The 26,413-nt window shown below is 67.0% G+C and carries 16 protein-coding genes; 8 read left to right on the forward strand and 8 right to left on the reverse strand.

The annotated features are described in order from the left end of the window. Positions 1 to 83: 83 nt before the first annotated feature. A complete protein-coding gene (rsgA, locus tag LC407_RS16490) occupies positions 84 to 1,184 on the forward strand; it encodes a ribosome small subunit-dependent GTPase A (RefSeq protein WP_223483221.1) in 1,101 nt (366 codons plus the stop codon). Between the two features lie 156 nt (positions 1,185 to 1,340). Continuing rightward, positions 1,341 to 2,594, forward strand: coding sequence for a flavohemoglobin expression-modulating QEGLA motif protein (locus LC407_RS16495; protein ID WP_059065065.1), 1,254 nt, complete (start codon positions 1,341 to 1,343; stop codon positions 2,592 to 2,594). A gap of 525 nt (positions 2,595 to 3,119) precedes the next feature. Here LC407_RS16495 and LC407_RS16500 read toward each other — a convergent pair. The 4 genes from LC407_RS16500 to LC407_RS16515 form a co-directional block, all read right to left on the reverse strand. Next, entirely contained in the window at positions 3,120 to 5,408 is a 2,289-nt protein-coding gene (locus LC407_RS16500; RefSeq protein WP_223483222.1) for a TonB-dependent receptor, read from the reverse strand. Positions 5,409 to 5,584: 176 nt separating this feature from the next. Then, positions 5,585 to 6,325 (reverse strand): acetoacetyl-CoA reductase, encoded by a 741-nt coding sequence (gene phbB / locus LC407_RS16505; RefSeq protein WP_025874115.1) that lies wholly within the window; start codon positions 6,323 to 6,325, stop codon positions 5,585 to 5,587. Between the two features lie 25 nt (positions 6,326 to 6,350). Beyond that, on the reverse strand, positions 6,351 to 7,679 hold the full coding sequence (locus tag LC407_RS16510; protein ID WP_025874116.1) for a CitMHS family transporter: 1,329 nt from the start codon (positions 7,677 to 7,679) through the stop codon (positions 6,351 to 6,353). 75 nt (positions 7,680 to 7,754) lie between these two features. Then, positions 7,755 to 8,891, reverse strand: coding sequence for a porin (locus tag LC407_RS16515; protein WP_025874117.1), 1,137 nt, complete (start codon positions 8,889 to 8,891; stop codon positions 7,755 to 7,757). Between the two features lie 326 nt (positions 8,892 to 9,217). Here LC407_RS16515 and LC407_RS16520 point away from each other — a divergent pair, with 326 nt between their 5' ends. The 4 genes from LC407_RS16520 to LC407_RS16535 all read left to right on the forward strand — a co-directional run bounded on the left by LC407_RS16520 (position 9,218) and on the right by LC407_RS16535 (position 13,072). After that, positions 9,218 to 9,907 carry a response regulator transcription factor gene (locus LC407_RS16520; protein ID WP_223483223.1) on the forward strand — a complete coding sequence of 230 codons (690 nt, stop codon included), beginning with the start codon at positions 9,218 to 9,220 and terminating at the stop codon, positions 9,905 to 9,907. Next, positions 9,900 to 11,291, forward strand: coding sequence for a sensor histidine kinase (locus LC407_RS16525; protein WP_080149925.1), 1,392 nt, complete (start codon positions 9,900 to 9,902; stop codon positions 11,289 to 11,291). The genes LC407_RS16520 and LC407_RS16525 overlap by 8 nt, the downstream gene beginning before the upstream one ends. After that, on the forward strand, positions 11,288 to 12,343 hold the full coding sequence (locus LC407_RS16530; RefSeq protein WP_223483224.1) for an ABC transporter substrate-binding protein: 1,056 nt from the start codon (positions 11,288 to 11,290) through the stop codon (positions 12,341 to 12,343). Before LC407_RS16525 ends, LC407_RS16530 begins: the two co-directional genes overlap by 4 nt. A gap of 72 nt (positions 12,344 to 12,415) precedes the next feature. After that, entirely contained in the window at positions 12,416 to 13,072 is a 657-nt protein-coding gene (locus tag LC407_RS16535; RefSeq protein WP_033831979.1) for a response regulator transcription factor, read from the forward strand. A gap of 214 nt (positions 13,073 to 13,286) precedes the next feature. Here the strand turns inward: LC407_RS16535 and LC407_RS16540 are convergent, their stop codons facing one another. Next, positions 13,287 to 15,938 (reverse strand): PAS-domain containing protein, encoded by a 2,652-nt coding sequence (locus LC407_RS16540; RefSeq protein WP_223483225.1) that lies wholly within the window; start codon positions 15,936 to 15,938, stop codon positions 13,287 to 13,289. Positions 15,939 to 16,006: 68 nt separating this feature from the next. Next, on the reverse strand, positions 16,007 to 17,176 hold the full coding sequence (locus LC407_RS16545) for a porin (RefSeq protein ID WP_025874124.1): 1,170 nt from the start codon (positions 17,174 to 17,176) through the stop codon (positions 16,007 to 16,009). 331 nt (positions 17,177 to 17,507) lie between these two features. Here LC407_RS16545 and LC407_RS16550 point away from each other — a divergent pair, with 331 nt between their 5' ends. Both LC407_RS16550 and LC407_RS16555 read left to right on the forward strand, forming a co-directional pair. Next, positions 17,508 to 18,863, forward strand: a complete 1,356-nt coding sequence (locus tag LC407_RS16550) for a dicarboxylate/amino acid:cation symporter (protein ID WP_025874125.1) — start codon at positions 17,508 to 17,510, stop codon at positions 18,861 to 18,863. A gap of 229 nt (positions 18,864 to 19,092) precedes the next feature. Then, positions 19,093 to 21,384, forward strand: a complete 2,292-nt coding sequence (locus LC407_RS16555; RefSeq protein WP_025874126.1) for an NADP-dependent malic enzyme — start codon at positions 19,093 to 19,095, stop codon at positions 21,382 to 21,384. A 789-nt stretch (positions 21,385 to 22,173) separates the two neighbouring features. Here LC407_RS16555 and LC407_RS16560 read toward each other — a convergent pair. After that, complete coding sequence (locus tag LC407_RS16560; RefSeq protein ID WP_032951610.1) at positions 22,174 to 22,929, reverse strand: basic secretory protein-like protein; 756 nt, start codon at positions 22,927 to 22,929, stop codon at positions 22,174 to 22,176. Beyond that, positions 22,926 to 26,270, reverse strand: coding sequence for a GH92 family glycosyl hydrolase (locus tag LC407_RS16565; protein WP_223483226.1), 3,345 nt, complete (start codon positions 26,268 to 26,270; stop codon positions 22,926 to 22,928). The genes LC407_RS16560 and LC407_RS16565 overlap by 4 nt, the downstream gene beginning before the upstream one ends. Between the last annotated feature and the right edge of the window lie 143 nt (positions 26,271 to 26,413).

Consider the following 26,413-nt stretch of genomic DNA (forward strand, 5'->3'; position numbering starts at 1 on the left):
GCGGAATTGCTGCAGCGCATGGCAAGGGCCGCAGGGCCCGCCAACATTGGGCTGGGCGGCACCACACAGGTAGAATGGCGGCGATGACCCAGACCCCCGATTTCACCGCTCTGCAGACCATTGGCTGGCCCTGGCCGGGCCCGCCGCAGCAGGCCGACTGGCAGGCTGTGATGGCCGCACACCCGCAGGCCCACCCGGCGCGGGTGATCGAGCAGCATCGCACCCACTATGTGGTGGCTGATGGCCCGGAGGCATCGATCAAGGCCGAATCGCTGCCGGAGTGGCAGCGCCCGCGCTTCCCCAGCCACGAACGGCCGGCGGTGGGCGACTGGGTGCTGCTGGATGGCATCCGCATCGTTGCCCTGTTGCCGCGACGTACCGCCATCAAGCGTGGCGCTGCCGGTGAGCATTACCACCAGCAGGTGATCGCCGCCAACATCGATACCGTCTTCATCGTCTGTGGCCTGGATGCGGACTTCAATCCGCGCCGTATTGAACGCTATCTGCTGCTGGTGGGCGGTGGCGGTGCCGAACCGGTGGTGGTGCTGACCAAGGCCGACCAGACCGAGTACAGCGAAGATGCGCTGGCGGTACTGGAAGAACTGGAGATGCAGGGCATCGCCCTGCACGCGATCAATGGCCTGGATGCCGACAGTGTTGCAGTGCTGGAGCCGTGGCTGGGCCCCGGTCGCACGGTGGTGCTGGTGGGTTCTTCCGGTGCGGGCAAGTCGACGCTGACCAACACGCTGTTGGGCGAGCAGCGGATGAAGACCAATACGGTGCGCGCCAACGATTCGCGCGGCCGCCATACCACCACCCACCGCGCACTGATGCCACTGCCGATGGGCGCCTGCCTGATCGATACGCCAGGCATGCGCGAACTGAAGCCGACCGGCGAAGAAACGCTGGCCGAAGGCGGTTTCGCCGACATCGAAGCGCTGGCCGCGCAGTGCCGCTTCCGCGACTGCATGCACCAGCAGGAACCCGGCTGTGCCGTGCGTGCGGCGATCGATGCCGGCGAGATCGAAGAGAGCCGGCTGCTGAACTACTTCAAGTTGAAGGAAGAAGTGGCCGCCGCCGCCGCCAAGCTGGCCGTGCGCCAGGCCGAGACCGCGCAGGAACGCGGTGGCAGGAAGGGCAAGAGCCAGCAGTTCCGCACGGCGGGCAAACCGCGCCGGCGCTAAGGCTGGAGAATGGTGGCTGCCAACCTTGGTTGGCACTGTCACGGCAGGGGCAGCCCAGTAGATCCACGCCATGCGTGGATGCTTCCCGCGCATGCATATCTGTGCCAACCAAGGTTGGCACCTACCAACGCGCGGGCAGGGCGTTATAGTCCGCCCATGGAACCGACCGCGACGCTGGACCGTGACGTGGCCCACCATGCAGCGCTCGATGCGCGCCTGGTCGAGGCCGTAGGAGGCATCCGCCTGCTGGGCCTGACCAGCTGGCCGGCGACACTGCAGGCACCCTTCCTGGACAGCGTGGCCCGTGGCCAGCCGACGCTGCCGGTGGTCGACTACCCGAAGCTGGACTTCAGCGACGAGCGTCGCGCGCTGGCCGCGCTCGCTGCCGAGTGTGACGAAAGCCATCCGCTGGGCCATTACGTGCGGCAGTCCGCGCAGAGCTGGGATCTGGCAGCGCAGCTGCTGGAAGGCCTCGGCACCGCGGCCGTGGATGCCTGTTCGATGCAGTTGTTCGGTTCGCCCGAGCAGCCGTTGCCGGGCAACGGACCGAGCACGCGCGATGCGGCGCGCCACTTCATCCAGATTGCCGCCGAACTGGATCACGAACTGCTGGCACCGGAAGAGCAGGTGCCGGTTTCGGCGATCGCCCTGCAGCTGCAGCTGCAGAATGATCTCGATGCGTTCTTTGAATCACGTATCATCCAGGTGCAGCTGGACCCGGAGCTGGTCTCGAAGGCGGCTGCCGGGCCGACCCGCATCCGCCTGCGCACCAGCGCGCGTTTCAGCGCTTACGATCGCGCGCAGCTGTTCCACCACGAAGCGCTGGTGCATTCGTTGACGGCGTTGAACGGTCGCGCGCAGCCGGTGCTGCCGAGCCTGGCGCTGTCCTCGCCACGGGTGACGGCCACCCAGGAAGGACTGGCGACGTTTGCCGAGCAGATCACCGGCAGCATCGACATCGAGCGCCTGAAGCGCATCAGCCTGCGTACCGAGGCGATCGCGATGGCGCGCGAAGGTGCGGACTTCATCGAGGTGTTCCGCTACTTCTGCGATGCCGGGCAGAACCCGGAAGAGAGCTTCGCCTCGGCGCAGCGGGTATTCCGCGGTGTGCCGCCGAGTGGCGGCCTGGCCTTCACCAAGGACACGGTGTACCTGCGCGGTCTGGTGTCGGTGCATACCTTCTTCCGCCATATGCTGGCCGAGGATCGCCTGCAGGTCTGCCGCTGGTTGTTCGCCGGCAAGATGAGCCTGACCGATGCGATCGCGTTCGCCCCGCTGTTCGAATCGGGTGTGCTGAAGCCACCGCGCTGGCTGCCGCACTGGATGAGCCGGGCCAACGGCCTGGCCGGCATGCTGGCGTTCTCGCTGTTCGCCAACCGCATCCGGATGGACCAGCTGGCGCCGGAATGAAATGCGTTGGCGGGATGATGCGCTGGCGCCTCGATTGATATCGGTTGGCGGCGGTGGGGCACCCTGGCCAGGACACGCCGTAAACCCATCCATGGGGGCTCGATCGGCGCATCCATGCGCCTCACGGTCCTGGCCAGGGTGCCCCACCGCCGCCAGACAGTTTCCCGCGCGGGCGGCAGCACATCACCGCGCCGAAGGGATTGCGCTTGAAAAGCAAAGAGCCGGGCACTGCCCGGCTCTTTGCTTTTGCTTTTGCTCTTGCTTTCCATTGCCTCCGCGCCGGCGCGGGGAACTGTCCAGCGCGGGTAGGCAGGCCCATGCAGGACCGTTGGCGCCATGGGCCAGTCGCATGCGACTGGCGGGTTGGGCAGGACGCCCAACCCCGGTCTTGCCGTGTGCGCAGGACAGCGCACGCGAGCAAGGCGCCATCGAGCCTCCATGGACGGGTTTACGGCGTGTCCTGCATGGGCCTGCCTGCCCGCGCCATGCAGGAACAATCAACGCGCCGCAGCGCCCGCTTTCGACTTAGAACTCCGCCGCCACCGTCATGAAGATCTGCCGCGGCGCACTCGCATGGATTGCATACCGCGTGCCCTTCGGATCGGTCGGTGCGAACGAACTCAGCTGGCCCGCATAGCGCTTGTTGGTCAGGTTGGTCGCGTTCAACGACACCCGCACGTTGCGCAGGCCCATGCCCGGGCCGAAGTCGTAGCCGGCGCCGGCATCGAAGGTGGTCACGCCCGGCACCGACTGGTCGTTGGTGTAGGTGTAGTACCGCTTGCCGGTGTACTTGGCGCGCAGGCTGGCGAAGAAGCCATCGCGGTTCCAGCTGATCTCGCTGGACGCCATGCGCTGCGGCGTATCCACGGTGATCTTGCCGGCCACCGGTACGATCGCACCGCCGGAGGTGTAGTCATCCTCGTAGGTGGTCTTGTTCCAGGACAGCGCGTTGTACCACTGCAGGCCATCGACCGGCTTGAGGATGAAGGTCAGCTCTGCGCCATGGCTCTTCACCGAACCGACGTTGATGAAGCGCGTCACGCACTCCGGACGCGTGCCTACCTCGATGCTCGAGCACGGGTTCAACGACAGCAGACGGTTGTCGAACTTCACGTTGTAGGCCGCGATCGACGCCTGGTATTTCTCGCCGAAGGTACGGAAACCAGCTTCCAGGCTCTTGGACTTCTCCGGCTCCAGGCCGGCGCTGGCCGCGAACGATTCCGGCGACACCTGCAGCGGGCCACCGCTGCCGCCGCCGACGAAGGCTGCGATGTTCTCGGCGTACGAGGCGAACACTTCATTGTTGGCATTGAGCTTGAAGCCCACGCCCAGCTGCGGCAGCACCGATTCCTTGGCGGTCAGCGTACCCGAGGCGATGCTGGTTTCCATGCCCGGCTGGGCCTTGGCAGTCATGCGCGTGTTGGGACTCTTGATGCCCACGTCCACGGTCAGGCGCTGGTCGAGGAAGCGCATGCGGTCCTGCACATAGAACTGGCGGGTACGGATGTCGAAGTCCTGGTTGAACAGGCGACGGTCCGGATTCTGCAGGTACAGGTCGTCCAGGAACGGGCCGCTGATGTAGTAGAAGTTGCGCGAGACGTTATGGTCGTTCTGTTCGTACCACACACCGGCTTCCAGTTCGTGGATGCCCAGCGTCCACGACAGCGCAGCGGTCACGCCATCGCGGTTGATGGTGTAGTTGGTGCTGCGGATCGAGATCGGCAGCATTCTGTCGGTGCCCGGGTAGGACGGCTGGCCCGGTGCCCACCAGTGGCCCTGGCCACGGTTTTCGTGGTGGTAGCCCAGCAGTTTCAGGCGGCCCTGTTCACCCAGGCGGATGTCTGCGTCGATCGAGTACAGGTTGTCATCGCGCAGCGCACGGCTCTGGTAGTAGGCATCGTCGATGCTGTTGACGCCGCCGCTGAATGCACAGCGTGCCTTGTTGTAGGTGCCCGGTGCGCAGTATGCAGCCGCGACGGCGCGATCCCAGTCCGGTGCATAGATGTTCCAGTCATAGCCCAGGCCGCGCGCCAGCATGTCCTTGGACAGGTAGGCATAGTTGGCCTGGCTGGCGCGCGAGGTGGCGACGAAGGCACCGAAGCGGTTGTCGCCCACGTTCCATACCGCCTTGGCATTGAACTGGCGGGTGGTCTGGTTCTGGTACGGCGCGGCCCACATGTCCTGGTCCTGGTGCACGCCGGACACGTAGGCCGAGAAGCCGTTGATGTCGCCGGTGTCCACCCGCAGGTAGCCGCGGCGCTGGTTGTCATCGCCGACGGTGATGCTGGCGCGGCCGCCGAATTCGGTGGACGGGTCCATCGAGAAGTACTGGATGGTGCCGCCAAGGTTGCTGGTCGAGGCCACGCCCAGCGAGCCGATGCCCTGCGACAGCTCGGCGCCGGCCAGGTTCTCGGCGATCAGTGCACGGGCGATGCTCAGGCCGTTGTAGTTGCCGTAGCTGTTGTCGCCCAGCGGGATGCCGTCCAGCGTGTAACCCAGGCGGCTCTTGTCGAAGCCACGCAGGCTGATGGTCTGCGATTCCTCATTGGCACCGAACGCATCGTTGGACTGCACCGACACGCCGGGCAGGCGGTCGAGGATCTTCTGGCCGCTGGTACCCGGCGGCAGCACCTGCTTGTCGACGGTGGTGATGCGCTGCACCTGGCGGGTCTCGCCCTGGCCGATGACCGAGACGGTATCCAGCGTCTGCGCGCTCAGCGCGGTATCGGCGGTGGCGTCGGCGGCTTCAGCGGCATGGGCGCTGGCGGCGGAAAGCGCGATCGCCACGGCGATCGTCAGGTATCGGGTCTGCATGATGGTCCGTTGCATGGGGGATGGTCACCGGCCCGGGGGCGTGGTGCACGGCCACTATGCGAACGGAACATGAAACCTTGTTTACGGAAAACCAACGAACGGCGTCGTGGGGGAAGCCGCGCAGGGCGTGAATCTGCCGGGGGAGGGAAGCAGACCCACGCCCTGCGTGGAGAGGACTAGCCCATGTACAGGCCACCGTTGACCGGATAGTCGGCACCGGTCACGTAGGAGGCTTCATCCGAAGCCAGCCAGGCACACAGGCCGGCCACTTCTTCCGGGCGACCCAGGCGCCGCACCGGTACCGACGCGGCCAGTCGATCCAGCACGTCCGGTGGGAAGCTGCTGATCGCCTGGCTGGCGATGTAGCCCGGCGACAGCGTGTTGACGGTGACCCCGCGCGAGGCGACTTCAGCGGCCAGCGCACGGCTGAAACCGTGCATCGCGGCTTTTGCCGTGGCGTAGTTCACCTGGCCGATCTGGCCCTTGTGGGCGCTGACCGAACCGATGTTGATGATGCGGCCCCAGCCACGCGTGGCCATGCCATCGACCACCTGCTTGGTCAGGTTGAACAGCGAATTGAGATTGGAGGCGATCACCGCATTCCAGTCCTCCACCGTCATCTGCCGGAACAGCAGGTCGCGGCTGCCGCCGGAGTTGTTGACCAGCACGTCCACCTCGCCGACCTCGGCACGCACCTTGGCGAAGGCCGCCGTGGTCGACGCCCAATCGGTGGCGTTGCCTTCGGAGGCGATGAAATCAAAGCCCTGTTCGCGCTGCTCGCGCAGCCAGTTGGCCTTGCGCGGCGAGTTGGGCGCGCAGCCGGCGACCACGGTATGGCCGGAACGGGCCAGGCTCTGGCAGATGGCAGTGCCGACACTGCCCATCCCGCTGGTGACGTAGGCGATGCGAAGAGTCATTGCAGAACGCTCCTTGGTAAGGAAATCAGGCCGTGAAGGGATAGAGCCCGAACAACAGGCCGCCGATCATCAGCAGCAGCGAAATGGCGATCGCCCACTTCAGGGTGAATTTCTGGTGGTCGGCGAATTCAACCTTGGCCAGCCCCACCAGCAGATAGGTGGAAGGCACCAGCGGGCTGAGCAGGTGCACCGGCTGCCCGGCCAGCGACGCGCGGGCCATTTCCACCGGGGTGATGCCGTAGTTGCCGGCCGCCTCGGACAGGATCGGCAGCACGCCGAAGTAGAACGCGTCGTTGGACATGAAGAAGGTGAACGGCATCGAGGCCACGGCGGTGATCACCGCCAGGTACGGGCCCCAGCTGTCGGGGATGATCGCCAGGAAGCTGTGCGACATCGCCTCGACCATGCCGGTGTTGTTGAGGATGCCGGTGAAGATGCCTGCGGCGAAGATCAGCGCCACCACCGACAGCACGCTGCCGGCATGGCTGACCACGCGGCGGCGCTGTTCGGCCAGGTTCGGGTAGTTGATCACCAGCGCGATGGCGAAGCCGATCATGAACAGCACCGGCATCGGCAGCACACCGATGATGAGCGCGCTCATCAGCGCCAGGGTCAGCACCAGGTTCACCCACAGCAGCTTGGGGCGCTTGGTGTCTTCGGCGTCTTCCACGGTCGGCAGCGTGTTGCCGTCATCGGACACGCTGTTGTCCATCCAGCTGCCGCCCTTGGGCAGGGTCACCACGCCCAGGCGACGACGCTCCTTCAGGCCCAGGTACCAGGCCAGCAGCAGCACGCCAGCGCAGGCGATCACCATCGAGGGAATCAGTGGCACGAACACATCGGCCGGATCCACGTGCAGTGCGGTGGCCGCGCGTGCGGTCGGGCCGCCCCACGGGGTCAGGTTCATCACGCCACCGGCGAGAATGGTCACGCAGGTCATGTTCAGCGCGTTCATGCCCAGCCGCTGGTACAGCGGCAGCATCGCCGAGACGGTGATCATGTAGGTGGTCGAGCCATCGCCGTCGAGCGAGATCAGCATCGCCAGCACGGCGGTGCCAAGCACGATCTTCATCGGGTCGCCCTTGACGAAGCGCAGGATGATCCGCACCAGCGGATCGAACAGGCCTGCATCGATCATCACGCCGAAGTAGAGGATGGCGAACATCAACATCACGCCGGTCGGCGCGATCTTCTTGATGCCTTCCAGCATCATCTCGTCGATGCCGGCGGCGAAGCCACCGATCAGGGCGAAGATGATGGGAATGGTGATCAGGGCAACGAGCGGCGACAGTCGTTTGCTCATGATCAAGTACATGAACGTAATGACCATGCCAAAGCCGAGGATGCTCAGCATCATCTGCGGACTCCTAGAGGAAACAGGATGTGGGACGTGGAAGGGGCCCGAGCGAGCGTGCCCGGGGAAAACGCGTTAGAAGTCGAACTGCAGGCGCCCGGTGACCGCGCGCGTGCGATCCACCGTGGTGCCGGCGAGGCGGTCGCGGTTGCGGCTTTCGATCACGTTGAGCATGAAGCGCAGGTTGTCGCGCAGGTACCAGTTGCCGCCCAGCGTCCAGCCTTCGGTGCTGCCCCGGCGCAGGTCCGGCGCACCATCGAGGTGCTGCGCGCCCCACATCTGGTCGTAGCGCAGGGCCACTTCGAAGGCACCGGCCTTGTGGCGGATGTTCTTGACCCGGGCGAAGCGACCGGTCTTGCGGTCGTAGGCGCGGCTTTCGCCGGTAACGAACCAGCTGAGCATGCCGTAGGCGGCCATCACGTCACCGCGCTGGGCGCCATCATCGAAGGTGGCGCCGCTGAACTCGCCCTGCCATGACAGCGGGCCGCGCACCTGCGCATATTCCAGCGACCACTTGTTGACGTCGGTATCGCGGCCGGCGGAGAAGTCGACCAGGGTCAGGCGGCTTTCGTCGGACAGATGGCCGGCCGGACGCGGACGGATCTTCAGGCCCGGGGTGCCGTTGCCGCCCGGGTTGTCGTAGGCCTCGCGGGCCAGCGACAGGCCCAGGTGCAGCACGTCGCCCTCGCTGGGTGACGGCGCCCAGGTAACGCGTCCACCCGCAGCGCGGCCCTTGACCTGCCAGGCGTCGATGCTCTCCAGGCTGTACACGCTGGCCGCCCAGGTGAAATCGCCCGGATTGGCCTGCCACGAGGCGCCCAGCCGGTACAGCGGCGCCAGCGTGGTGCCGGCGTTGCCGCGCTCCAGGAAGCTGCCGTAGTTGGAACCGGTGCGGTCGTCCAGCGAGAAATACTGCTTGAACTGGCCCACGGTGAGGCGGCCGGCATCGCCGAAGCTGCGGCTCAGGTAGACGTCCTTGGCCTCGACACGGTCGCCGGAGAAATCGGCTTCCAGCTTGTAGTCGACCACGAAGAACTTGCCGGACACGTCAACCCAGGCGCGGCGGATCTCGGTGTCGTCCTTGTTCGGCGTACCCCGGTTGTCGTTGTCGAAGGTGGCGAAGTCCAGGTGCAGGCGGCCGCCCACCGTGGCGGTCACTGGACGCTCGTCTTCGGCGAAGGCCGGCGCGGCCAGCGCAGCCAGGGCCATCATGGCGGCAGGACGCCGCCAGGCAATGCTCAATTCCACAAACCCTCCCAGGTGCGCGCCAGGCGCGCGGCAATCGTGGGCACCGGACGGTGCGCGGCCGCAGTCTGTGTCGCGCAAGCTGTCATCGTCCTGTCAGCGGTTTGTGCGGTGCAGCGTAAATGGTCTCCGCTGCGCTCGCCGGGCATGGCCCGGCGCTACCCGGCGACGATGCACCCGGGGGCGCCGATCCATGACCGGCGGACAGGTCAGCATCGGTAGCGCCCGGCCATGCCCGGCGAGCGCAGCGGCGCCATGCGGTAGCATTCGTATCCCCTCCCACTGTTGTGCCCATGCGCCTGCTGCTGGTCGAAGACAACCCGGACCTGGCCGATGCGATCATCCGTCGCATGCGCCGCAGTGGTCACGCGGTGGACTGGCAGGCTGACGGCTTGGCCGCCGCCAGCGTGCTGCGTTACCAGAGTTTCGATCTGGTGGTGCTGGATATCGGCCTGCCAAAACTGGATGGGCTGCGGGTGCTGGCCGGCATGCGCGAGCGTGGTGACAGCACACCGGTGCTGATGCTGACCGCACGCGATGGCATCGAAGATCGCGTGCAGGCACTCGATGTCGGTGCTGACGACTACCTCGGCAAGCCATTCGACTTCCGTGAATTCGAAGCGCGCTGCCGCGTGCTGCTGCGACGTGCACGCGGGCAAGCCAGCGAAGTGGTGCAGATCGGCGGCTTCCAGTTCGACAACGCTGCGCACCGGGTGACCCTGGATGGCGAGCCGATCGAGCTGCCCAACCGCGAGTATCGGTTGCTGGAGATCCTGGTCGGGCGCTTGGGCCAGGTGGTGGGCAAGGATGAGATCGGCAATGGCCTGTTCGGTTTCGATGACGAAGCCGGGCCGAATGCCATCGAGCTGTACATCGGTCGCCTGCGCAGAAAGCTGGCGGGCGCACCGCTGCGCATCACCACGGTGCGTGGTGTCGGCTATCTGCTTGAAGGCAGCGACGGCCCGGCCGATGCCGATGGTTGACGCGCGCAGCGCAAGTGCCGCCCCCGGGTCGCTGCGGCGCACCCTGCTGCTGTACCTGGGCGCGTTGCTGGCGGTGTTCGCGGTGGCATTGCTGTTCGCTGCACGCGACTACGGCCAGCGTGCCGCCAACCGCTCCTACGACCATCTGCTGGTGTCGTCGGCCCTGTCGATCGCCGATTCGGTGGCATTGGTCGATGGCCAGTGGCAGGTGGACCTTCCGTATGCCGCGCTGGACCTTCTGGCGATGGCGCCGGAAGACCGCGTGTTCTACCGGATCGCCGACAGCCGCGGCAACCTGATCACCGGCTACGGTGACCTGCCTGCGTCGCCGCGGCGGCCGGGCACGCAACCGCAGTTGTTCGATGCGCCCTACAGCGGCGAGATCGTGCGTTTCGTGGTGGTCGGCCGCAGCTTTGCCGCGGCCTCCGCGCAGGGCGAGGTGCAGGTGCAGGTGGGGCAGACCCGGCGTGCACGTGAAGCGGTGGCGCAGGAGCTGGTCACCCGCGCGCTGTTGGCCATCGGCGTGCTGTCGGGATTGCTGCTGGCACTGGTGGCGTTCGGCGTGCACCGCGCGTTCCGGCCGCTGGTGCGGGTCGAGCGCGAGCTGTCACGCCGTGAGCCGTCCGACCTGAAACCGCTCGATGCGCGCGTGCCACGCGAGATGGACCAGATGGTGGCCGCGCTGAACCGCTTCATGGAGCGCCTGTCCAGCAGCAATGAAACCCTGCGCGCGTTCATGGCCGAGGCCGCGCACCAGATGCGCACGCCCTTGGCCGCGCTGCGTGCGCAGGCACAGCTGGCGCTGGACGACGACGATCCGGAAGACATGCGGCGCAGCCTGCAGGCGATCGAGCGCAACGCCACCCATATGAGCCGGCTGCTCAACCAGCTGCTCAGCGATGCCAGCGTGATCCATCGGTCACATCTGCAGCGCTTCGCCACCGTGGATCTGGCCGAGACCGTCCACCAGGCCCTGCATGAAGCGCTGCCGCAGGCAGGGCCCGCCCCGCGCGTGCAGCTGGCGATGACGGCCGAGCCGGTGCAGGTGCATGGCGACGCGCTGCTGCTGCGCGAAGCCATCAAGAATCTGGTCGACAACGCGCTGAAGTACGGCGGCGATGGCCCCTTGCAGATCGCGCTGACCGCTGAAGGTGGGCAGGCCGTGCTGACCATCGCCGACCATGGCACCGGCATCGCCGCCGCCGATGCCGAACGCGTGTTCGAGCGTTTCGCGCGCGGCGAGGGCGCACCCTCCGGCGGTGCAGGCCTTGGCCTGGCCATCGTCAAGCGGGTGGTCGACAGCCATGGCGGGCAGATCGATCTCAGCAATCGACCGCAGGGTGGCCTGGTCGCCACCATCCGCCTGCCCCGGAGCAGCACATGATCCGCCTGTTCGCCGCAGCCTTTGCCCTGTTGCTGGCCGTGCCGGTCCTCGCCGCGCCGGGCGATGTACGCCGCTTCCCCGCCCAGGGCGCCGCCACCGCGCAGCTGCGCATCCACGGCACTACCGATATCGAGGTCTTCGCCGAGGTCATCGCTGACTACCAGCGGCTGCATCCGGGCAGCGAGGTGGTGTACGAAGACATCATCACCCAGGACCTGTACGCGCGTTACCTGCGCGACCGCAGCGGGCCTGCGTCGCCGGACCTGCTGATCTCCAGCGGCATGGACCTGCAGACCAAGCTGGTCAACGACGGCCACGCGTTGCCACACCGCTCGCTGCAGACCCAGGCGCTGCCAGCGTGGGCGCAATGGCGTGGCGAGGCATTCGGCATCAGCTACGAACCGGTGGTGATGGTCTACAACACCCGCAGGCTGCCGGCGGCGAAAGCGCCGCATACGCGTCGACAGTTGCTGGACCTGCTGCGCGCGGAGGGGGCGCCGTTGCGCGGCAAGGTTGGCACCTACGATATCGAACGCAGCAGCGTGGGCTACCTGCTGGCGACCCAGGACGCCCAGCGCGGCAGCATCGCCGGGGCCCTGCTTGGTGCGCTGGGGGACAACGCGGTGGTGCGCGAGGAGCGCACCGGCGTGCTGCTGGACCAGGTGGCCAGCGGCCAGTTGTCGCTGGTCTACAACGTGCTGGGCTCGTATGCGCAGGCGCGTATCGATGCGGGCGCACCGCTGGCCATCGTCGAGCCGGAAGACTACACGCTGGTGGTACTGCGTACGGCGGTGATTCCGCGTACCGGCGCGCACCCGCAGGAAGCGCGGCGCTTCCTCGACTACCTGCTGTCGCCACGTGGCCAGCAGGTGCTCGCGCGGGAAGCGCGGCTGATGCCGATCGTGCGCAGCGATGCAGGCGGCGGGGATGCCCCTGGCCGCAGCCGTCGCCCGATCCAGCTCGGCCCCGGCCTGCTGGTCTACCTGGATGCGCTCAAGCGCCGCCAGTTCCTGGATGCATGGCGCAGCAGCGTGGAGCCGTCGGGGCGGTAGCGCCCGTACTGGTGCTCCGGTAGCGCCGGGCCATGCCCGGCGGAGGCAGTTCGCTGCCCGTACAATGGCCGCATGAGCGAATACACCATCCTGATCGCCGATGACCATCCGCTGCTGCGTTCGGCGGTGGTGCAGTCGTTGCGGCAGAGTCTGCCGCTGGCGCAGGTACGCGAGGTGGCCAGCGCCGAAGCACTGGCCACCTCGCTGGACGCACAGCCCGATGTGGATCTGGTGCTGCTGGACCTGACCATGCCGGGCGCACATGGATTCTCCGCGCTGCTGCACGTGCGCGGTTCGCACCCGGATATTCCGGTGGTGATCCTGTCCTCCAACGACCACCCGCGGGTGATCCGTCGCGCGCAGCAGTTCGGCGCGGCCGGTTTCATTCCCAAGTCCGCGCCTGCCGAAACCATCGGTGAAGCGGTGGCAGCGGTGCTCGATGGTGGCCTGTGGTTCCCGGCGATGGCCGCTGAGCGTTCCGAGGCCGACGCGTTGCTGGCCAGCCGCCTGGCGCAGCTGACGCCGCAGCAGTTCCGGGTGCTGCTGTGCCTGGCCGACGGGCTGCTCAACAAGCAGATCGCCTATGAACTGGGCTTGGCCGAAAATACGGTGAAGGTGCACGTGACCGCCATCTTGAAGAAGCTCGAATGCCACAGCCGCACGCAGGCGGCAGTGCTGGTGAAGGCACTGGAGCCGGAAGGTGATGCGCGCGTTGGATTGGATGGCTGACCGAGACGGGACGTTGGCGCATGTACTGCGTCGTTGTGGATGCTGTTCCGCTTTCCTGATCAGTTCCCGCTGATCGAATTCAGTTCGGGATCGGTAGAGAACATGAATCTGTTCTCGTATCCCGCGCCGAGCTTCTCAGATACTTCGGCGTAGCTGTATGTGGGAGATGATCGGTCTGACGCCAGTCTGTGGCCCTCGCTCAGATGCGACTGACTTACCCGCGATGCCGCAACAGCAGCTGCGTCATCAACGCCCGCAGCGCCGGCGGCCGCACGGGCTTGAGCAGGAAGCCCCAACCGTTCTCGGCAGCATGCACTTTCAGCGCATCATCGCGCTCAGCGGTCACCAGGATCACCGGCGGCCGCGCCTTCCACAGCGTGCACAGCGCTTCATACAGGTCCGGTCCGTGCCACTGCCCCATGCGCACGTCCAGCAGCAACAGCTGCGGCACGTTCAACGCGCTGGCGATTTCCACCGCTCCCTGCGGGCCGTCGGCAAGTTCCACATGGCAGCCCCAGCGTTCCAGCAGAGCACGGGTTGCCGCACAGACGTGGGGGTCATCATCGATGCTCCAGACCCGACATTCGCGCAGCGGGCTGTCATCGGACGGTTCGGTTGCGATGACCGGCGCCGCCGGCGGTGCAATCACCTCGTCGGCGCCCCCGAGTGCCACGCTCACCGCGAATACGCTGCCCTTGCCCAGCGCGGAACGCAGGCTGATGCGGTGTCCGAGCAGTCGACCGATGCGTTCGACGATGGCCAGGCCCAGGCCGGCGCCCCGTTCCTGCTCCACGCCGTCGTTGAGGCGCCGGAACTCTTCGAAGATCTCGCCCTGCAGGCTTTCCGGAATACCTGGTCCCTGGTCATGCACCTCGATGCGCAGCTGGTCGCCTGCACGCCGGCAGCCGATCAGTACGCGGCCACGTGGCGTATAGCGCAGCGCATTGGACAGGAAGTTCTGCAGGATGCGCCGCAGCAGTGCTTCGTCGCTGACGATCACCGCACGGGTGTCCACCCAGTCCAGCTGCAGGCCGCGGCTCTGTGCGGCGATGCCGAACTCGCGCGCCAGGGTTTCCAGCAAGGGAGACAGCGCGAATGCGCGCACCCGTACCTGCAACGACCCCGACTCCAGCCGTGAAATATCCAGCAGGCTGTTGAGGATCGCGTCCTGCGCGGCCAGTGCAGCGTCGATATGGTCGCTGGTCTGTTGCTGTTCGGGGTCGGTGAGCTTGCCGCGCAGCACCGACACGAACATGCGCGCGGCGTTCAGCGGCTGCAGCAGGTCGTGCACGGCCGAGGCGACGAAGCGGGTCTTGTAACGGTTGGCCTGCTCGGCTTCGCGGCGGGCTTCGTCCAGATCCTGGGTGCGTTCGGCCACGCGGTGTTCCAGCGCATCGGCCAGCGAGCGCAGTTCGCGCGCGGCGTTCTTGTAGCTGGTGATGTCGGCATAGCTGGTGACGAAGCCACCGTCGGGCAGCGGGTTGCCGCGGATCTCCAGCACCGTGCCGTCGTCCTTCTCGCTCTCGCGCATGTGCGGCCGGCCACTGCGCAGGTGGGTCAGGCGGCGTTCGATGGCCTCGTCGATCGGGCCGGGCCCCAACAGGCCGCGACGTGCGTTGAAGCGGAACAGTTCCTCGATCGGGCGGCCCACCCGCACCAGCCCCGCCGGGAAGCGGAACAATTCCAGATAGCGCGAATTCCACGCGACCAGACGCTGTTCCTTGTCGATCACCACCACGCCCTGCGGCAGATGTTCGAGGCTGCGGCTCAAGCCAACGTCGGCATCGGTCGCGGCTTCCAGCAAGCCGTCCTGGGCGGTCCGCAGTTCCTGTGCATGCTGCTTGAGCAGGGTTTCCAGTTCACGCCGGCTGCGCTGGCGGTGCTTGGACAGGCGACGCCGTTGCTGCACGAACAGCACCAGGAAACCCAGCGCCAGCCAAGCGGCGGCGCCGGCCACTGCCGCGCCGCGGCCGGCACTGGTGGCCGCGCTGGCGTCGTGCAGCAGGTGCAGGCTCCAGTCTTCGTCGGGCAGCGCCAGGGTCTGCCACAGCATCGCCTGCGGCAGTGCCGGGTCGAGCAGGCGCACCATGCGGCCGCCATCGGCCAGCACGTCCTCGGTGCGCACGCGCAGCGGCTGCAGCGAGCGGTCGGCGTACTGCCGCGCCGCGCGCATCTCGCGGCGTTCCTCCGTGCCGAGCGGACGCAGCAGGCGGTAGCGCCACGCATCGCGGTTGGCCAGGAACACCACATCGTGGTTGTCGCTGGTCAGCACCACGTCCGGGCTGTTCAACCATTCCTGTTCCAGTGCCGACAGCTCGATCTTGATCACGATCACGCCGATGCGCTGGCTGTCGGCATCGAGGATGGCCTCGGACATGAAGTAGCCGGGCACGCCGGTGGTCATGCCGATGCCGTAGAAGCGACCACGACCATGGGCCAGCGCCTGCTGGTAGTACGGACGGTAGCTGTAATCCTCGCCGACGTTGCTGGTCGGCTGGTCCCAGTTGCTGGCGGCCACGGCCACGCCATCGCGGCCGACCAGGGTCAGTGTCGAGGTGCGGGTAACCTGGTTGGCGCGCTGCAGTTTGAGGTTCAGGCGCTGCCGCTCGGCGGGGGAAGGCGGCACCTGCAGTGCATGCAGCAGGTCCGGGTCCAGCGCCATCACCTGCGGCAGGGTGCCGAACCGGTCGATGCGCTGTTGCAGGCCCTGGCCATAGAGCTGCAGCTGGCGCTGCACCTGCGCGCTTTCGGTGCCCAGCGCGCGACGCCAGGCATAGTGGCCTGCGGCGGCCGCGCACAGCACGGTGCCGGCCACCATCACCAGAACGGTCAGCAACTGCAGGCGGTGTCGGCTGAGCCAGTACATGGCGGCAGTCTACGCAGGGCCGGCGGGCGTGGCATGCACGCCCGCCGGGATCTGACGCGTGGAAGGGATCAGAAGTGCATCTGCGCGCGAAGTTCGAAGATCTCCGGGGTGCTGCGCACACCGCGACGGCTGGCGTCGACCTTCACGTAGTTGGCCTGGAACTTGAAGTGGCTGGTCAGGTACCAGTTCGCGCCCAGGGTCAGGTCGTGCTGGCGGCCACCGAGGATGCTGCCGTCGTCCAGGTCCAGGCGGCTGTAGCGGGCCACCAGTTCCACCGCACCGTAGTCGTGCGCCGGCTTGATGTTGGCAACGGCGCCGGCGTTGTACGGGCGTGATTCGCCGGTCAGCACCCAGCTGGCCATCGCGTACTGGCCGTGGCCGGTGTAGTCAGGCTTGCCATCATTGCGGGTGACGGTGGCCTGCAGCGCTTCGGCCTGCAGCGAGAACGGACCGCGGATCCAGATGCCTTCCAGGCCGGTGCGGCGGATCTGGTCGGCGGTGACCAGCGCCCCCGAATCGACCAGACGGATATCGGTCAGGCCGGCTTCCGGACGGGCCCGCAGGCGCGCGCTGGCTTCGTGGTGCACGTCGCGGCCATCGTGGTAACCGCGCGGATTTTCCTGCGAATAGGCCAGGCCGAGGTGGATCACATCGCCCGGTGCCTTCACCGGCGTCCACACCGCACGCACCGCCTGGGTGGTGCCGGGGTTGTCGCCCTGCAGGTCCTTGCCGCCATAGGCGCCGGCCTGCAGCAGGTACTGCGGACGCTCCAGCACCCATTCCACGCCGGTGCGGCGGCCTGCGTAGAACGCCTGCACGGGCAGCGCGGTTTCCAGGAAGCTGCCGGCGCGCGAGGAGGTGTTGGCATCCAGGCCGACCGGGGTCTTCATGTAGCCGAAGCGGAAGCGGCCGACATCGCGGCCGAAGAACGCCTTGCTCTCCAAGCGCACGAACACGTCCAGCCAGGTATCGGCCTGGAAATCGTAGTAGACCATCGCGTCGTACACGCCCTTCTTTTTCAGGGTCGCGCCGAACTCCTTGCGACGCACCGCATCGTCATCCTCGATGCCGCTGGCGGACGAGAAGTCGTTGTAGTCGTAGGCGATGTTGGCGGTAGCGGCCAGCTCGGTGCCGTCGCCGAAGGCGTACTTGGTCGGCCAGTTGTCGAAATCCGCAGCGGATGCGAAGGCGGGGAGGGCGGCCAGGGAAAGGGCCAGCAAGGTGGGAATCGGGCGCATGGGTGGTGCGGCTCTCTCGGATTGCGTGTGGACAGGACAACAACGGCCGCGATGGCCGGAACTTTCGCAATGACGCGCCCGGCCGTTCAGGTCGGGCCACCGGCGTCCCCGCGATCAGGGGTGCGGCGCCAGTGTAGGCAGCGCAGCCACCTGAACCGGGGGGCTAGTACCAATAGGTTATCTGCGCCGGCGTGCCCGGCGCGTACAAAGGCGTCCATTGGTCGCACCCCTGCGCCTGCAGTCACGGGGCGTGCGGTCAGTTTCCACGGTAACGGTTCCCGTGCATTTCCGGGGCCGTACGTGCCTGAAAACGCCCCTTCCGGAGTCCGCCATGCACATCCCGACCGCTGCGCCGGTGCCCAGCAAGCCGTTGCCGCTCTACCGCCAACTGTATTTCCAGGTGATCGTGGCGATCGTCCTGGGTGCTGTCCTCGGCCACTACGAGCCGCTGATCGGCGAGAAGATGAAGCCGCTCGGCGATGCCTTCATCAACCTGGTGAAGATGATCATCGCCCCGGTGATCTTCCTGACCATCGTCACCGGCATCGCCGGCATGACCCACCTGCGCACGGTGGGCCGGGTGTTCGCCAAGGCGATGGCGTATTTCCTGTTCTTCTCCACGCTGGCGCTGATCGTCGGCATGATCGTGGCGCACGTGGTGCAGCCCGGCGCCGGCATGAACATCAACCCAGCCGAGCTGGACCAGACCGCGGTGCACAGCTATGTCGAGAAGTCGCACGACCTGACCCTGGTCGGCTTCCTGATGGACATCATCCCGAAGACGCTGATCAGCGCCTTCGTTGACGGCAACATCCTGCAGGTGCTGTTCGTGGCGGTGCTGTTCGGCATCGCGCTGGCCTCGGTGGGCGAGAAGGGCAAGCCGATCCAGAACTTCCTGGAAGCGCTGGTCGCGCCGGTGTTCAAGCTGGTGCACATCCTGATGAAGGCCGCGCCGATCGGTGCCTTCGGTGCCATCGCCTTCACCATCGGCAAGTACGGCGTCGGCTCGCTGGTCAACCTGGCCTGGCTGGTCGGCTCGTTCTACCTCACCGCGTTCCTGTTCGTTGCGGTGATCCTGGGCGTGGTCTGCCGCCTGTGTGGCTTCTCGGTGTTCAAGCTGGCCCGTTACCTGAAGGCCGAGCTGCTGCTGGTGCTGGGCACCTCGTCGTCGGAGTCGGCGCTGCCGTCGCTGATGGAGAAGATGGAACGTGCCGGCTGCAGCAAGTCGGTGGTCGGCCTGGTGGTCCCCACCGGTTACTCGTTCAACCTGGACGGCACCAACATCTACATGACCCTGGCCGCGCTGTTCATCGCCCAGGCCACCAACACCGAGCTGACCCTGGGCCACCAGATCGCGCTGCTGCTGGTGGCGATGCTCAGCTCCAAGGGCGCTGCCGGCGTCACCGGTGCCGGCTTCATCACCCTGGCCGCCACCCTGGCGGTGGTGCCGGAAGTGCCGGTGGCCGGCATGGCGCTGATCCTGGGCGTGGACCGCTTCATGAGCGAGTGCCGCTCGCTGACCAACTTCATCGGCAACGCGGTGGCCACGGTGGTGGTCTCGCGCTGGGAAGGTGCGCTGGACCGCGACCGCCTGAAGCTGGCGCTGGATGGTCGCGAAAGCGAACTGCCGCCGCCGGTCGATGCCGTGCCGCTGGCGATGACCGAGGCGCTGCCCGCCAAGGGCTGATCCGGGTGTGTGGTACTGCGGGGCCGGTCACGACAGTGGCACGGCCCCGCAGCGTTTCAAGGCGTCCCACGGCTGTCATCGCCAGCGCCGAAGCTGTGCTCTGGTAACGTCGCATACGCCATGGAATTGTGCGGTCGCAGCATCACTGCGACAGCATAGCGACAGGTCCGACCGCTCCAACGGGGGTATGATCCCCTGTCCCTTCTGCCCATTCATGTAACCCACATCGATGTCCAACGAAGATTTCAAACAGGCCGCCCTCGATTACCACCGGATGTCTCCGCCCGGCAAGATCAAGGTTTCCGCTACCAAGCCCATGCTGACCCAGCGCGACCTGTCGCTGGCGTATTCGCCGGGCGTGGCGTACGCCTGTGAAGCGATCAAGGCCGATCCGCAGCAGGCCAGCGAGCTGACCGCCCGCGGCAACCTGGTGGCGGTGATCTCCAACGGCACCGCGGTGCTGGGCCTGGGCAACATCGGCGCGCTGGCCGGCAAGCCGGTGATGGAAGGCAAGGGCGTGCTGTTCCAGAAGTTCGCCGGCATCGATGTGTTCGACATCGAAGTGGACGAGAACGACCCGGACAAGCTGGTCGACATCATCGCCTCGCTGGAGCCGACTTTCGGCGGCATCAACCTGGAAGACATCAAGGCACCGGAGTGCTTCATCGTCGAGCGCAAGCTGCGCGAGCGCATGAAGATCCCGGTGTTCCATGACGACCAGCACGGCACGGCGATCATCGTCGGTGCTGCGGTGCTCAACGCCATGGCGATCACCGGCAAGAAGATCGAAGAAGTGAAGCTGGCGACCACGGGCATGGGCGCGGCCGGCATTTCCTGCGTGAACATGCTGGTGCAGCTGGGCCTGAAGCCGGAGAACATCCTGGCCTTCGACCGCGAAGGCGTGATCCACACCGGCCGTACCGACCTGGACCCGGAAAAGCTGCGCTATGCGCGCGATACCGACAAGCGCACCCTGGCCGAGATCGTCGATGGCGCGGACATCTTCCTGGGCCTGTCGGCGCCGGGCATCCTGACCGCCGAGATGGTCAAGACGATGGCGCCGGACCCGGTGATCTTCGCCCTGGCCAACCCGACCCCGGAAATCATGCCGGAACTGGTGCGCGCCGCGCGTCCGGACGCAATCATCGGTACCGGTCGTTCGGACTACCCGAACCAGGTCAACAACGTGCTGTGCTTCCCGTACCTGTTCCGCGGTGCGCTGGACGTCGGTGCGACCGCGATCAACGAGGAAATGAAGATCGCCTGCGTGCGCGCGATCGCCGCGCTGGCCCGCCGCGCCGCCACCGACATGGGCTCTGCCTATGGCGGTGAGACCCCCAGCTTCGGCCGCGAATACCTGATCCCGCGTCCGTTCGACCGCCGCCTGCTGGTGGAGCTGTCGGCCGCCGTGGCCCAGGCCGCGATGGATTCGGGCGTGGCCGCCCGTCCGATCGCCGACATGGAAGCCTACCGGCAGAAGCTGTCGCAGTTCGTCTACCGCACCAGCCTGATGATGAAGCCGGTCTACGATCGCGCGCGCAGCGACAAGCAGCGCGTGGTGTATGCCGAAGGCGAAGAAGAAGTGGTGCTGCAGGCGGTGCAGAACGTGGTCGACGACGGCCTGGCACATCCGATCCTGATCGGTCGCCCGGAAGTGATCGAATCGCGCATCGAGCGCCTCGGCCTGCGCCTGAAGATCGGCGAGAACATTGAAGTCACCAACATCAATGACGACCCGCGCTTCAACGAATACTGGCAGTACTACCACGGCCTGACCGGCCGTCGTGGCGTCACCGTGGCCGCCGCCAAGAACCTGATGCGTTCGCGCCCGACCCTGATCGCTGCGGTGATGGTGGCCCGTGGCGAAGCCGATGCGATGCTGACCGGCATCGTCGGCCGCTTCCACAAGAAGCTGGGTTACGTGCGCAGCGTGCTGCCGCTGGAATCGAAGGTCACCTCGACCTCGGCGATGACCGGCGTGATCAACCAGCAGGGTGTGTTCTTCTTCGTCGATACGCACGTGCAGGAAGACCCGACCGCAGAGCAGCTGTGCGAAGCGACCCTGCAGGCCGCTTACCGCATGAAGCTGTTCGGCGTCGAACCGAAGGTGGCACTGCTGTCGCACTCCAACTTCGGCAGCCACGATTCGAAGGATGCGCTGAAGATGCGCCAGGTGCGCGAGCTGCTGCTCAAGCGCAACCCGCGTCTGAACGTGGACGGCGAAATGCAGGGCGACACCGCATGGGATGAAGCCCTGCGCCAGAAGCTGCTGCCGGGCTCGACCCTGCAGGGCCGTGCCAACCTGTTCGTGCTGCCGAACCTGGAAGCGGCCAACATCGCCTACAACCTGGTGCGCGTGTTCACCGATGGCGTGGCGATCGGTCCGATCCTGATGGGCGTCAACAAGCCGGTGCACATCCTGACCACCAGCGCGACCTCGCGCCGGATCCTGAACATGACCGCGATCGCCGCGGTTGATGCGCAGATCCGCAAGCAGATCGAAGCGGAAAAGAAGGCATAAGCCTTCGTTCCGCTGCGATCTGCAGAAACGCGCCCCACGGGGCGCGTTTCTGTTTCCGCCCAGCGGAAGCCGGATCGGGTAGCGCCGGGCCATGCCCGGCGAGCGCGCAGCGCGGCGCTTCCCGTATTCCGCCGGGCATGGCCCGGCGCTACCGGAGAAGCAGCGCGGAAACGGTAGTGCCGGCCGCTGCCCGGCAACCGCGCAGCGCGGCGCTTCTTGTATCCCGCCGGGCATGGCCCGGCGCTACCGGAGAAGCAACGCGGAAACGATAGTGCCGGCCGCTGGCTGGCAACCGCGCAGCGCGGCGCTTCCCGTGTTCCGCCGGGCATGGCCCGGCGCTACCGGAGAAGCAACGCGGAAACGGTAGTGCCGGCCATGCCCGGCGAGCGCACAGCGCGGCGCTTCCCGTATTCCGCCGGGCATGGCCCGGCGCTACCGGAGAAGCAGCGCGGAAACGGTAGTGCCGGCCGCTGGCCGGCAACCGCGCAGCGCGGCGCTTCCCGTGTTCCGCCGGGCATGTTCCGCCGGGCATGGCGCGGCGCTACCGGAGAACTGCAGCCGCCCGGTAATCGCCCTGCAACCTCGCTGCGGCCCAATACGCCCACGCGGCCTGGCCGTGGGAAGGGACCGGACCGGCCTTCCCACCCTGGGCCCGACCAACTTTCCATGGGCGGAGCAGTGTCATGCGCAGTCGAGTGAGCAAGCGGTATTTCCAGCAGCTGTTCGCGCTGTACGCCGGTTTCGTGCAGTCGCGTTGAAGGCCGGGGCATCGCCCCGGCAACGTCGAGCTTACCGCCGCTTCGCGCGCCGCGCGGGCGGCGGCGCAGGGGCCGGGGAGCGCGGTTTGGCATACTCCGCCCACAGCGCCGGCAGGGTCTTGCCGGTGTGTTTCTGCCACAGCGCCGGCGCATAGCGCCCGTCGCGCAGATCCTTGTCCAGTGCCAGCACCAGTCCCGGGTGCGCCGCTTCGGCCCACTTCAGGAAGGCACCGGTCACCCGGTAGCCGCTTTCCACCGTCTGGCCCTGGCTCAGCTTGTCCGGCAACGCCCAGCCGGCAGCGGCGTTGTTCATGCCGTAGCGATCGCGGGCGTAGTCGGCAATGCCCTCCACCAGCCAGCCCGGCACGCGCTTGTCGCCATAGCTGGGGTAGCCCTGCACGATGTGCATCGCTTCGTGGGTGACCAGATCGATGTCATCCGGGTGCTGGACCAGCCAGCCCGGATTGATCGTGATCGTGCTGGCCTTGTCCTTGTCGCCGACGAAGGCGACGCCGTTGTACGCCGGATCGATCACGATGCGCACTTCGTTCGGCGCGGCCGGGCGGAAGTCCGCACGCTCGCGCAGGTAAGCAAAGTAGAACGTATCGATGATGCGCTTGCGCACCGGCGCGGCCAGCGCGCCGGTGGCATCCTGGTAGTAAAGGGTCACCCCGTCACGGCTGACCTGCCCATCGAAGGCCTGGGTCTGCGGTTGTGCGTGGCTGAGGCTGGGAAATACAAGGGCGGCAAGAGCGAGGGGGAGCAAACGTAGGCGCATGGACGTCATTGTAGGGGGGAGGGCGCCAACAGTTCGATCTCGGCCAGCTGCAGGCGCCCCGGCGCAGCCAGGCGCAGACGGTACTCGGCGTAGCGTGAGGGCGAGGCGATACGGAACGGGCGGGTCTGCCGCGCCGAGGTGAAATCTTCGCCGCGTCGCTGGTCCAGCGTTACCCAGCGCCCGTTGCCGGCACGCGCTTCCAGCGTCCACTCACCGCCACGGATCGTGCCGTCACCGCTGGTCAGCGTGTACATCGTCGGTACACCATCGCCCACGTGGCTCAGTGCGATGGTCACGCCACCGCCCAGCGGCACGGCCGTGTTGGCATCGTCGTCGATCAGCGCGGGCAGGGCACGGCCATCAGCCAGTGCCGCCTGCGCGCCGTTGCCGAGCAGATCGTGCAGCAACTGCGGGCGCTGGCCACGGGCGGTCAGCGAGCGCGGTACATCATCCACGCCGCTGCCCCAGCGTGACGGCTGCGGGCCCATCACGAAGTCCAGGGTTGCACCCTTGGCGATCACTTCGTGCGGCACCCAGGTTTTGCTCCACGGCTTGCCGTTGATCTTCAGCGACTGCACGTACACGTTCTCCGGTGAATTCTGCGGTGCATTGACGGTCAACACCGCGCCGCCCTGCAGCTCGACGCGCGCATGCTGGAACGCCGGCGAACCAATCACGTACTCCGGCGCACCCATGCGCAGCGGATACAGGCCCAGCGAGGCCAGCACGTACCACGCCGAGGTCTCGCCGTTGTCCTCGTCGCCCGGATAGCCCTGGCCGATCTCGCTGCCGACATACAGCCGCGACAGGATCTCGCGCACATGCTGCTGGGTCTTCCACGGCTGCCCGGCATACAGGTACATCCACGGGATGTGGTGTGCCGGCTGGTTGCTGTGCGCGTACATGCCCATGCGCACGTCGCGCGCTTCGGTCATCTCATGGATGGTGCCGCCGTAGGAGCCGGCGAATGCGGCGTCGGCGGTTTCCGGGGTGGCGAAGAAGGTATCGAGCTTGGCGGCCAGCTTGTCGCGGCCACCGTACAGCGCGGCCAGGCCTTCGCCATCGTGCGCGGCGGTGAAGGCGAACGTCCAGCCATTGGATTCGGTGTAGTCGTGGCCCCACACGCGCGGGTCGTAGTCCTTGGCCTGCAGGCGCCAGCTACCATCGGGCCTGCGGCCCTGGAAGAAGCCGGCGGCCGGATCGAACAACGTCGCGTAGCTGCCGGCGCGGTGGCGGAAGTAGTCGGCCTCGGTGGCGTAGCGTTCGCGTGCGGACGGTGTGGTCGCGCGCTTGGCCAGGGCATCGGCCATGTTGGCGATGCCGAAATCATTGAGCGCACCTTCCATCGTCCACGACATGCCTTCATGCACGTCGGCGCTGGCATAGCCGCGGAACGTCGATCGATCCATGCCCTTGCGGCCGACGTGGCGGTCCGGTGGCACCACGGTGGCGTTCTTCAGCGCTGCGGCGTAGGCCTCTTCCGGATCGAAGCCACCGATGCCCTTCAGCCACGCATCGGCGAAGGCGACGTCCGAGCTGGTGCCGACCATCAGGTCCGCGTAGCCCGGCGAGGACCAGCGCGCGACCCAGCCACCGGCGCGGTACTGCTCGATGAAACCCTGTACCAGCTGCCCGGCATCATCCGGGGTGAACAGCGCATACGCCGGCCAGGTGGTGCGGAACGTGTCCCAGAAGCCGTTGTTGACGAAGACCTTGCCGTCGCGCACCGGTGCGAAGCTGCGCGTCGCGCTGCCCTCGGTGTTGTCATCGGCGGCGCTGGCCTGGCTGGCATAGCGCCACTCGGGCGCGGCGGCGGTGCCCACATTCTCGTGGCCGGAATTGGGGTACAGGTACAGCCGGTACAGGCTGGAGTACAGCGTGGTCTTCTGGTCGTCACTGGCATTGCCGATGTCGAAACGGGCCAGGCGCGCATCCCACGCATCCTGTGCGCGTCCGGCCACGCTTTCCAGCGTGTCGGCGGCGGCGATTTCCAGTGCCAGGTTGTGCCGCGCCTGCTCGACCGAGATCAACGAGGTGGCGATGCGCATCGTCACCCGGCGCTCGCTGCCCGGGTCGAACTTGATGTAGCCGGTCGGGCGGCCGGTGCCGATCTGGCCGCTGCTGCGCCACGGCCTGTCGAAGCTGGCGACCACGTACATGCGGGTGGCGCCGTTGGACAGGCCGCTGCGGGTATCGGTGTAGCCGGTCAACGTCTGCGTAGCGGCATCGAGGGTGAGTCCGCCGCGGGCATCGACGTTGTCGAACAGCAGGTTGGCGTCGCCGCCTTGGGGAAACTCGAAGCGGAACAGCGCGGCATGGTCGGTGGGGGCGATGGACGCGGCGATGCCGTTGTCGAAGCGCACGTCATAGCGATACGGGCGCGCGTTTTCCTGCGTGCGGTCGAAGGACAACGCCCGCTTGCTGCGGTCCGCTTCGGGCACACCGCGCGTGGCGGAGGGCATCACCTGGAAGGTCTGGCGGTCGCCCATCCACGGGCTGGGCTGGTGGCTCAGCGCCAACGCCTGCAGCTGCGGCCGGTTCTTCGCATCGTTCTGCTCGTTCCAGCGGTACAGCCAGTTCAGTGCGCCGGCATCGGTCACCGGCGTCCAGAAGTTGAAACCGTGCGGTACCGCAGTGGCCGGGAAGTTGTTGCCGCGCGAGAAGGTGCCGTTGGCCTGGGTTCCGCGCGTGGTCAGTACCCAGTCGGAGACCCGCTGCGGCGCCTGCCGTGGCTGCACGTCCAGGCGCACGTCGTCGATCCAGCCCGACACCGGCGCGCGATTGGCGCTGGCCACCTCGAGCTCGATGGCCAGCACGCGGCGGCCCTTCAGCGCCGGCATGTCGCCCAGCCTGACCGCCTTGCGCGCCCACTGCTGCGGGTACAACGTCTTCGAATCGCCCTGCGCCCGTGCGCCCAGCGCTACGCCGTGCTGGTCGCGCGCGCCGCTGGCGGAGACGCGGCTGCCATCGTCCAGCAGCAGGTCCAGCGAGACATAGGTGGAGGCCACGGTGTCCTTGCCGACGATCTCCGGCAATACCAGCCAGGACAGCGTGGTGTCGGTGTCGATGGGCAGATCGGTCTTGAACAGTTCGCGGCGTGCCTGGCCGCCACTGGCGCTGTAGTGCAACGCATGCAGGCCGCTGTAGCCGACGTTGCGCTTGGCCGCGTACGGCGCGCCGGGGCCGCCGCCGACGTCGACGGACAAGGTGCCATCGGACCTGGCCGGTGCCGGTTCGCCCGGCTCGAAGGAGGTCTGCAGCCCTTGCGCCAGCACCGGCGTCGCAGTGGTCGCACAGGCCAGGGCCAGGGCGAGCGGAAGCAGGGCGCGGCGCGGATCGGACAGGGTCATGCAGGGTCTCCCGGTAGGGCAGGCGGCAGGCAGAACCCGCATCGGCGAACACCACGGACAGCATCGCCCCGTCCGCCGCAGGGCAGTCGGGAGGCGATGCAGGTCCGGTGGGGGGCGGGCCATGCGATCGGGTCAGGAATGGA

Origin of the sequence: Stenotrophomonas sp. OVS01A (assembly GCF_019969775.1) — a bacterium.
Taxonomy (GTDB): domain Bacteria; phylum Pseudomonadota; class Gammaproteobacteria; order Xanthomonadales; family Xanthomonadaceae; genus Stenotrophomonas; species Stenotrophomonas indicatrix.

Coding starts and splice junctions, on each gene's coding strand:
- LC407_RS16530 (WP_223483224.1), top strand. CDS start 11,288: ATGATCCGCCTGTTCGCCGCAGCCTTTGCCCTGTTGCTGGCCGTGCCG.
- LC407_RS16525 (WP_080149925.1), top strand. CDS start 9,900: ATGGTTGACGCGCGCAGCGCAAGTGCCGCCCCCGGGTCGCTGCGGCGC.
- phbB (WP_025874115.1), bottom strand. CDS start 6,325: ATGACTCTTCGCATCGCCTACGTCACCAGCGGGATGGGCAGTGTCGGC.
- LC407_RS16535 (WP_033831979.1), top strand. CDS start 12,416: ATGAGCGAATACACCATCCTGATCGCCGATGACCATCCGCTGCTGCGT.
- LC407_RS16495 (WP_059065065.1), top strand. CDS start 1,341: ATGGAACCGACCGCGACGCTGGACCGTGACGTGGCCCACCATGCAGCG.
- LC407_RS16520 (WP_223483223.1), top strand. CDS start 9,218: ATGCGCCTGCTGCTGGTCGAAGACAACCCGGACCTGGCCGATGCGATC.
- LC407_RS16555 (WP_025874126.1), top strand. CDS start 19,093: ATGTCCAACGAAGATTTCAAACAGGCCGCCCTCGATTACCACCGGATG.
- LC407_RS16500 (WP_223483222.1), bottom strand. CDS start 5,408: ATGCAGACCCGATACCTGACGATCGCCGTGGCGATCGCGCTTTCCGCC.
- LC407_RS16510 (WP_025874116.1), bottom strand. CDS start 7,679: ATGCTGAGCATCCTCGGCTTTGGCATGGTCATTACGTTCATGTACTTG.
- LC407_RS16565 (WP_223483226.1), bottom strand. CDS start 26,270: ATGACCCTGTCCGATCCGCGCCGCGCCCTGCTTCCGCTCGCCCTGGCC.
- LC407_RS16560 (WP_032951610.1), bottom strand. CDS start 22,929: ATGACGTCCATGCGCCTACGTTTGCTCCCCCTCGCTCTTGCCGCCCTT.
- LC407_RS16550 (WP_025874125.1), top strand. CDS start 17,508: ATGCACATCCCGACCGCTGCGCCGGTGCCCAGCAAGCCGTTGCCGCTC.
- LC407_RS16545 (WP_025874124.1), bottom strand. CDS start 17,176: ATGCGCCCGATTCCCACCTTGCTGGCCCTTTCCCTGGCCGCCCTCCCC.
- LC407_RS16540 (WP_223483225.1), bottom strand. CDS start 15,938: ATGTACTGGCTCAGCCGACACCGCCTGCAGTTGCTGACCGTTCTGGTG.
- rsgA (WP_223483221.1), top strand. CDS start 84: ATGACCCAGACCCCCGATTTCACCGCTCTGCAGACCATTGGCTGGCCC.
- LC407_RS16515 (WP_025874117.1), bottom strand. CDS start 8,891: ATGATGGCCCTGGCTGCGCTGGCCGCGCCGGCCTTCGCCGAAGACGAG.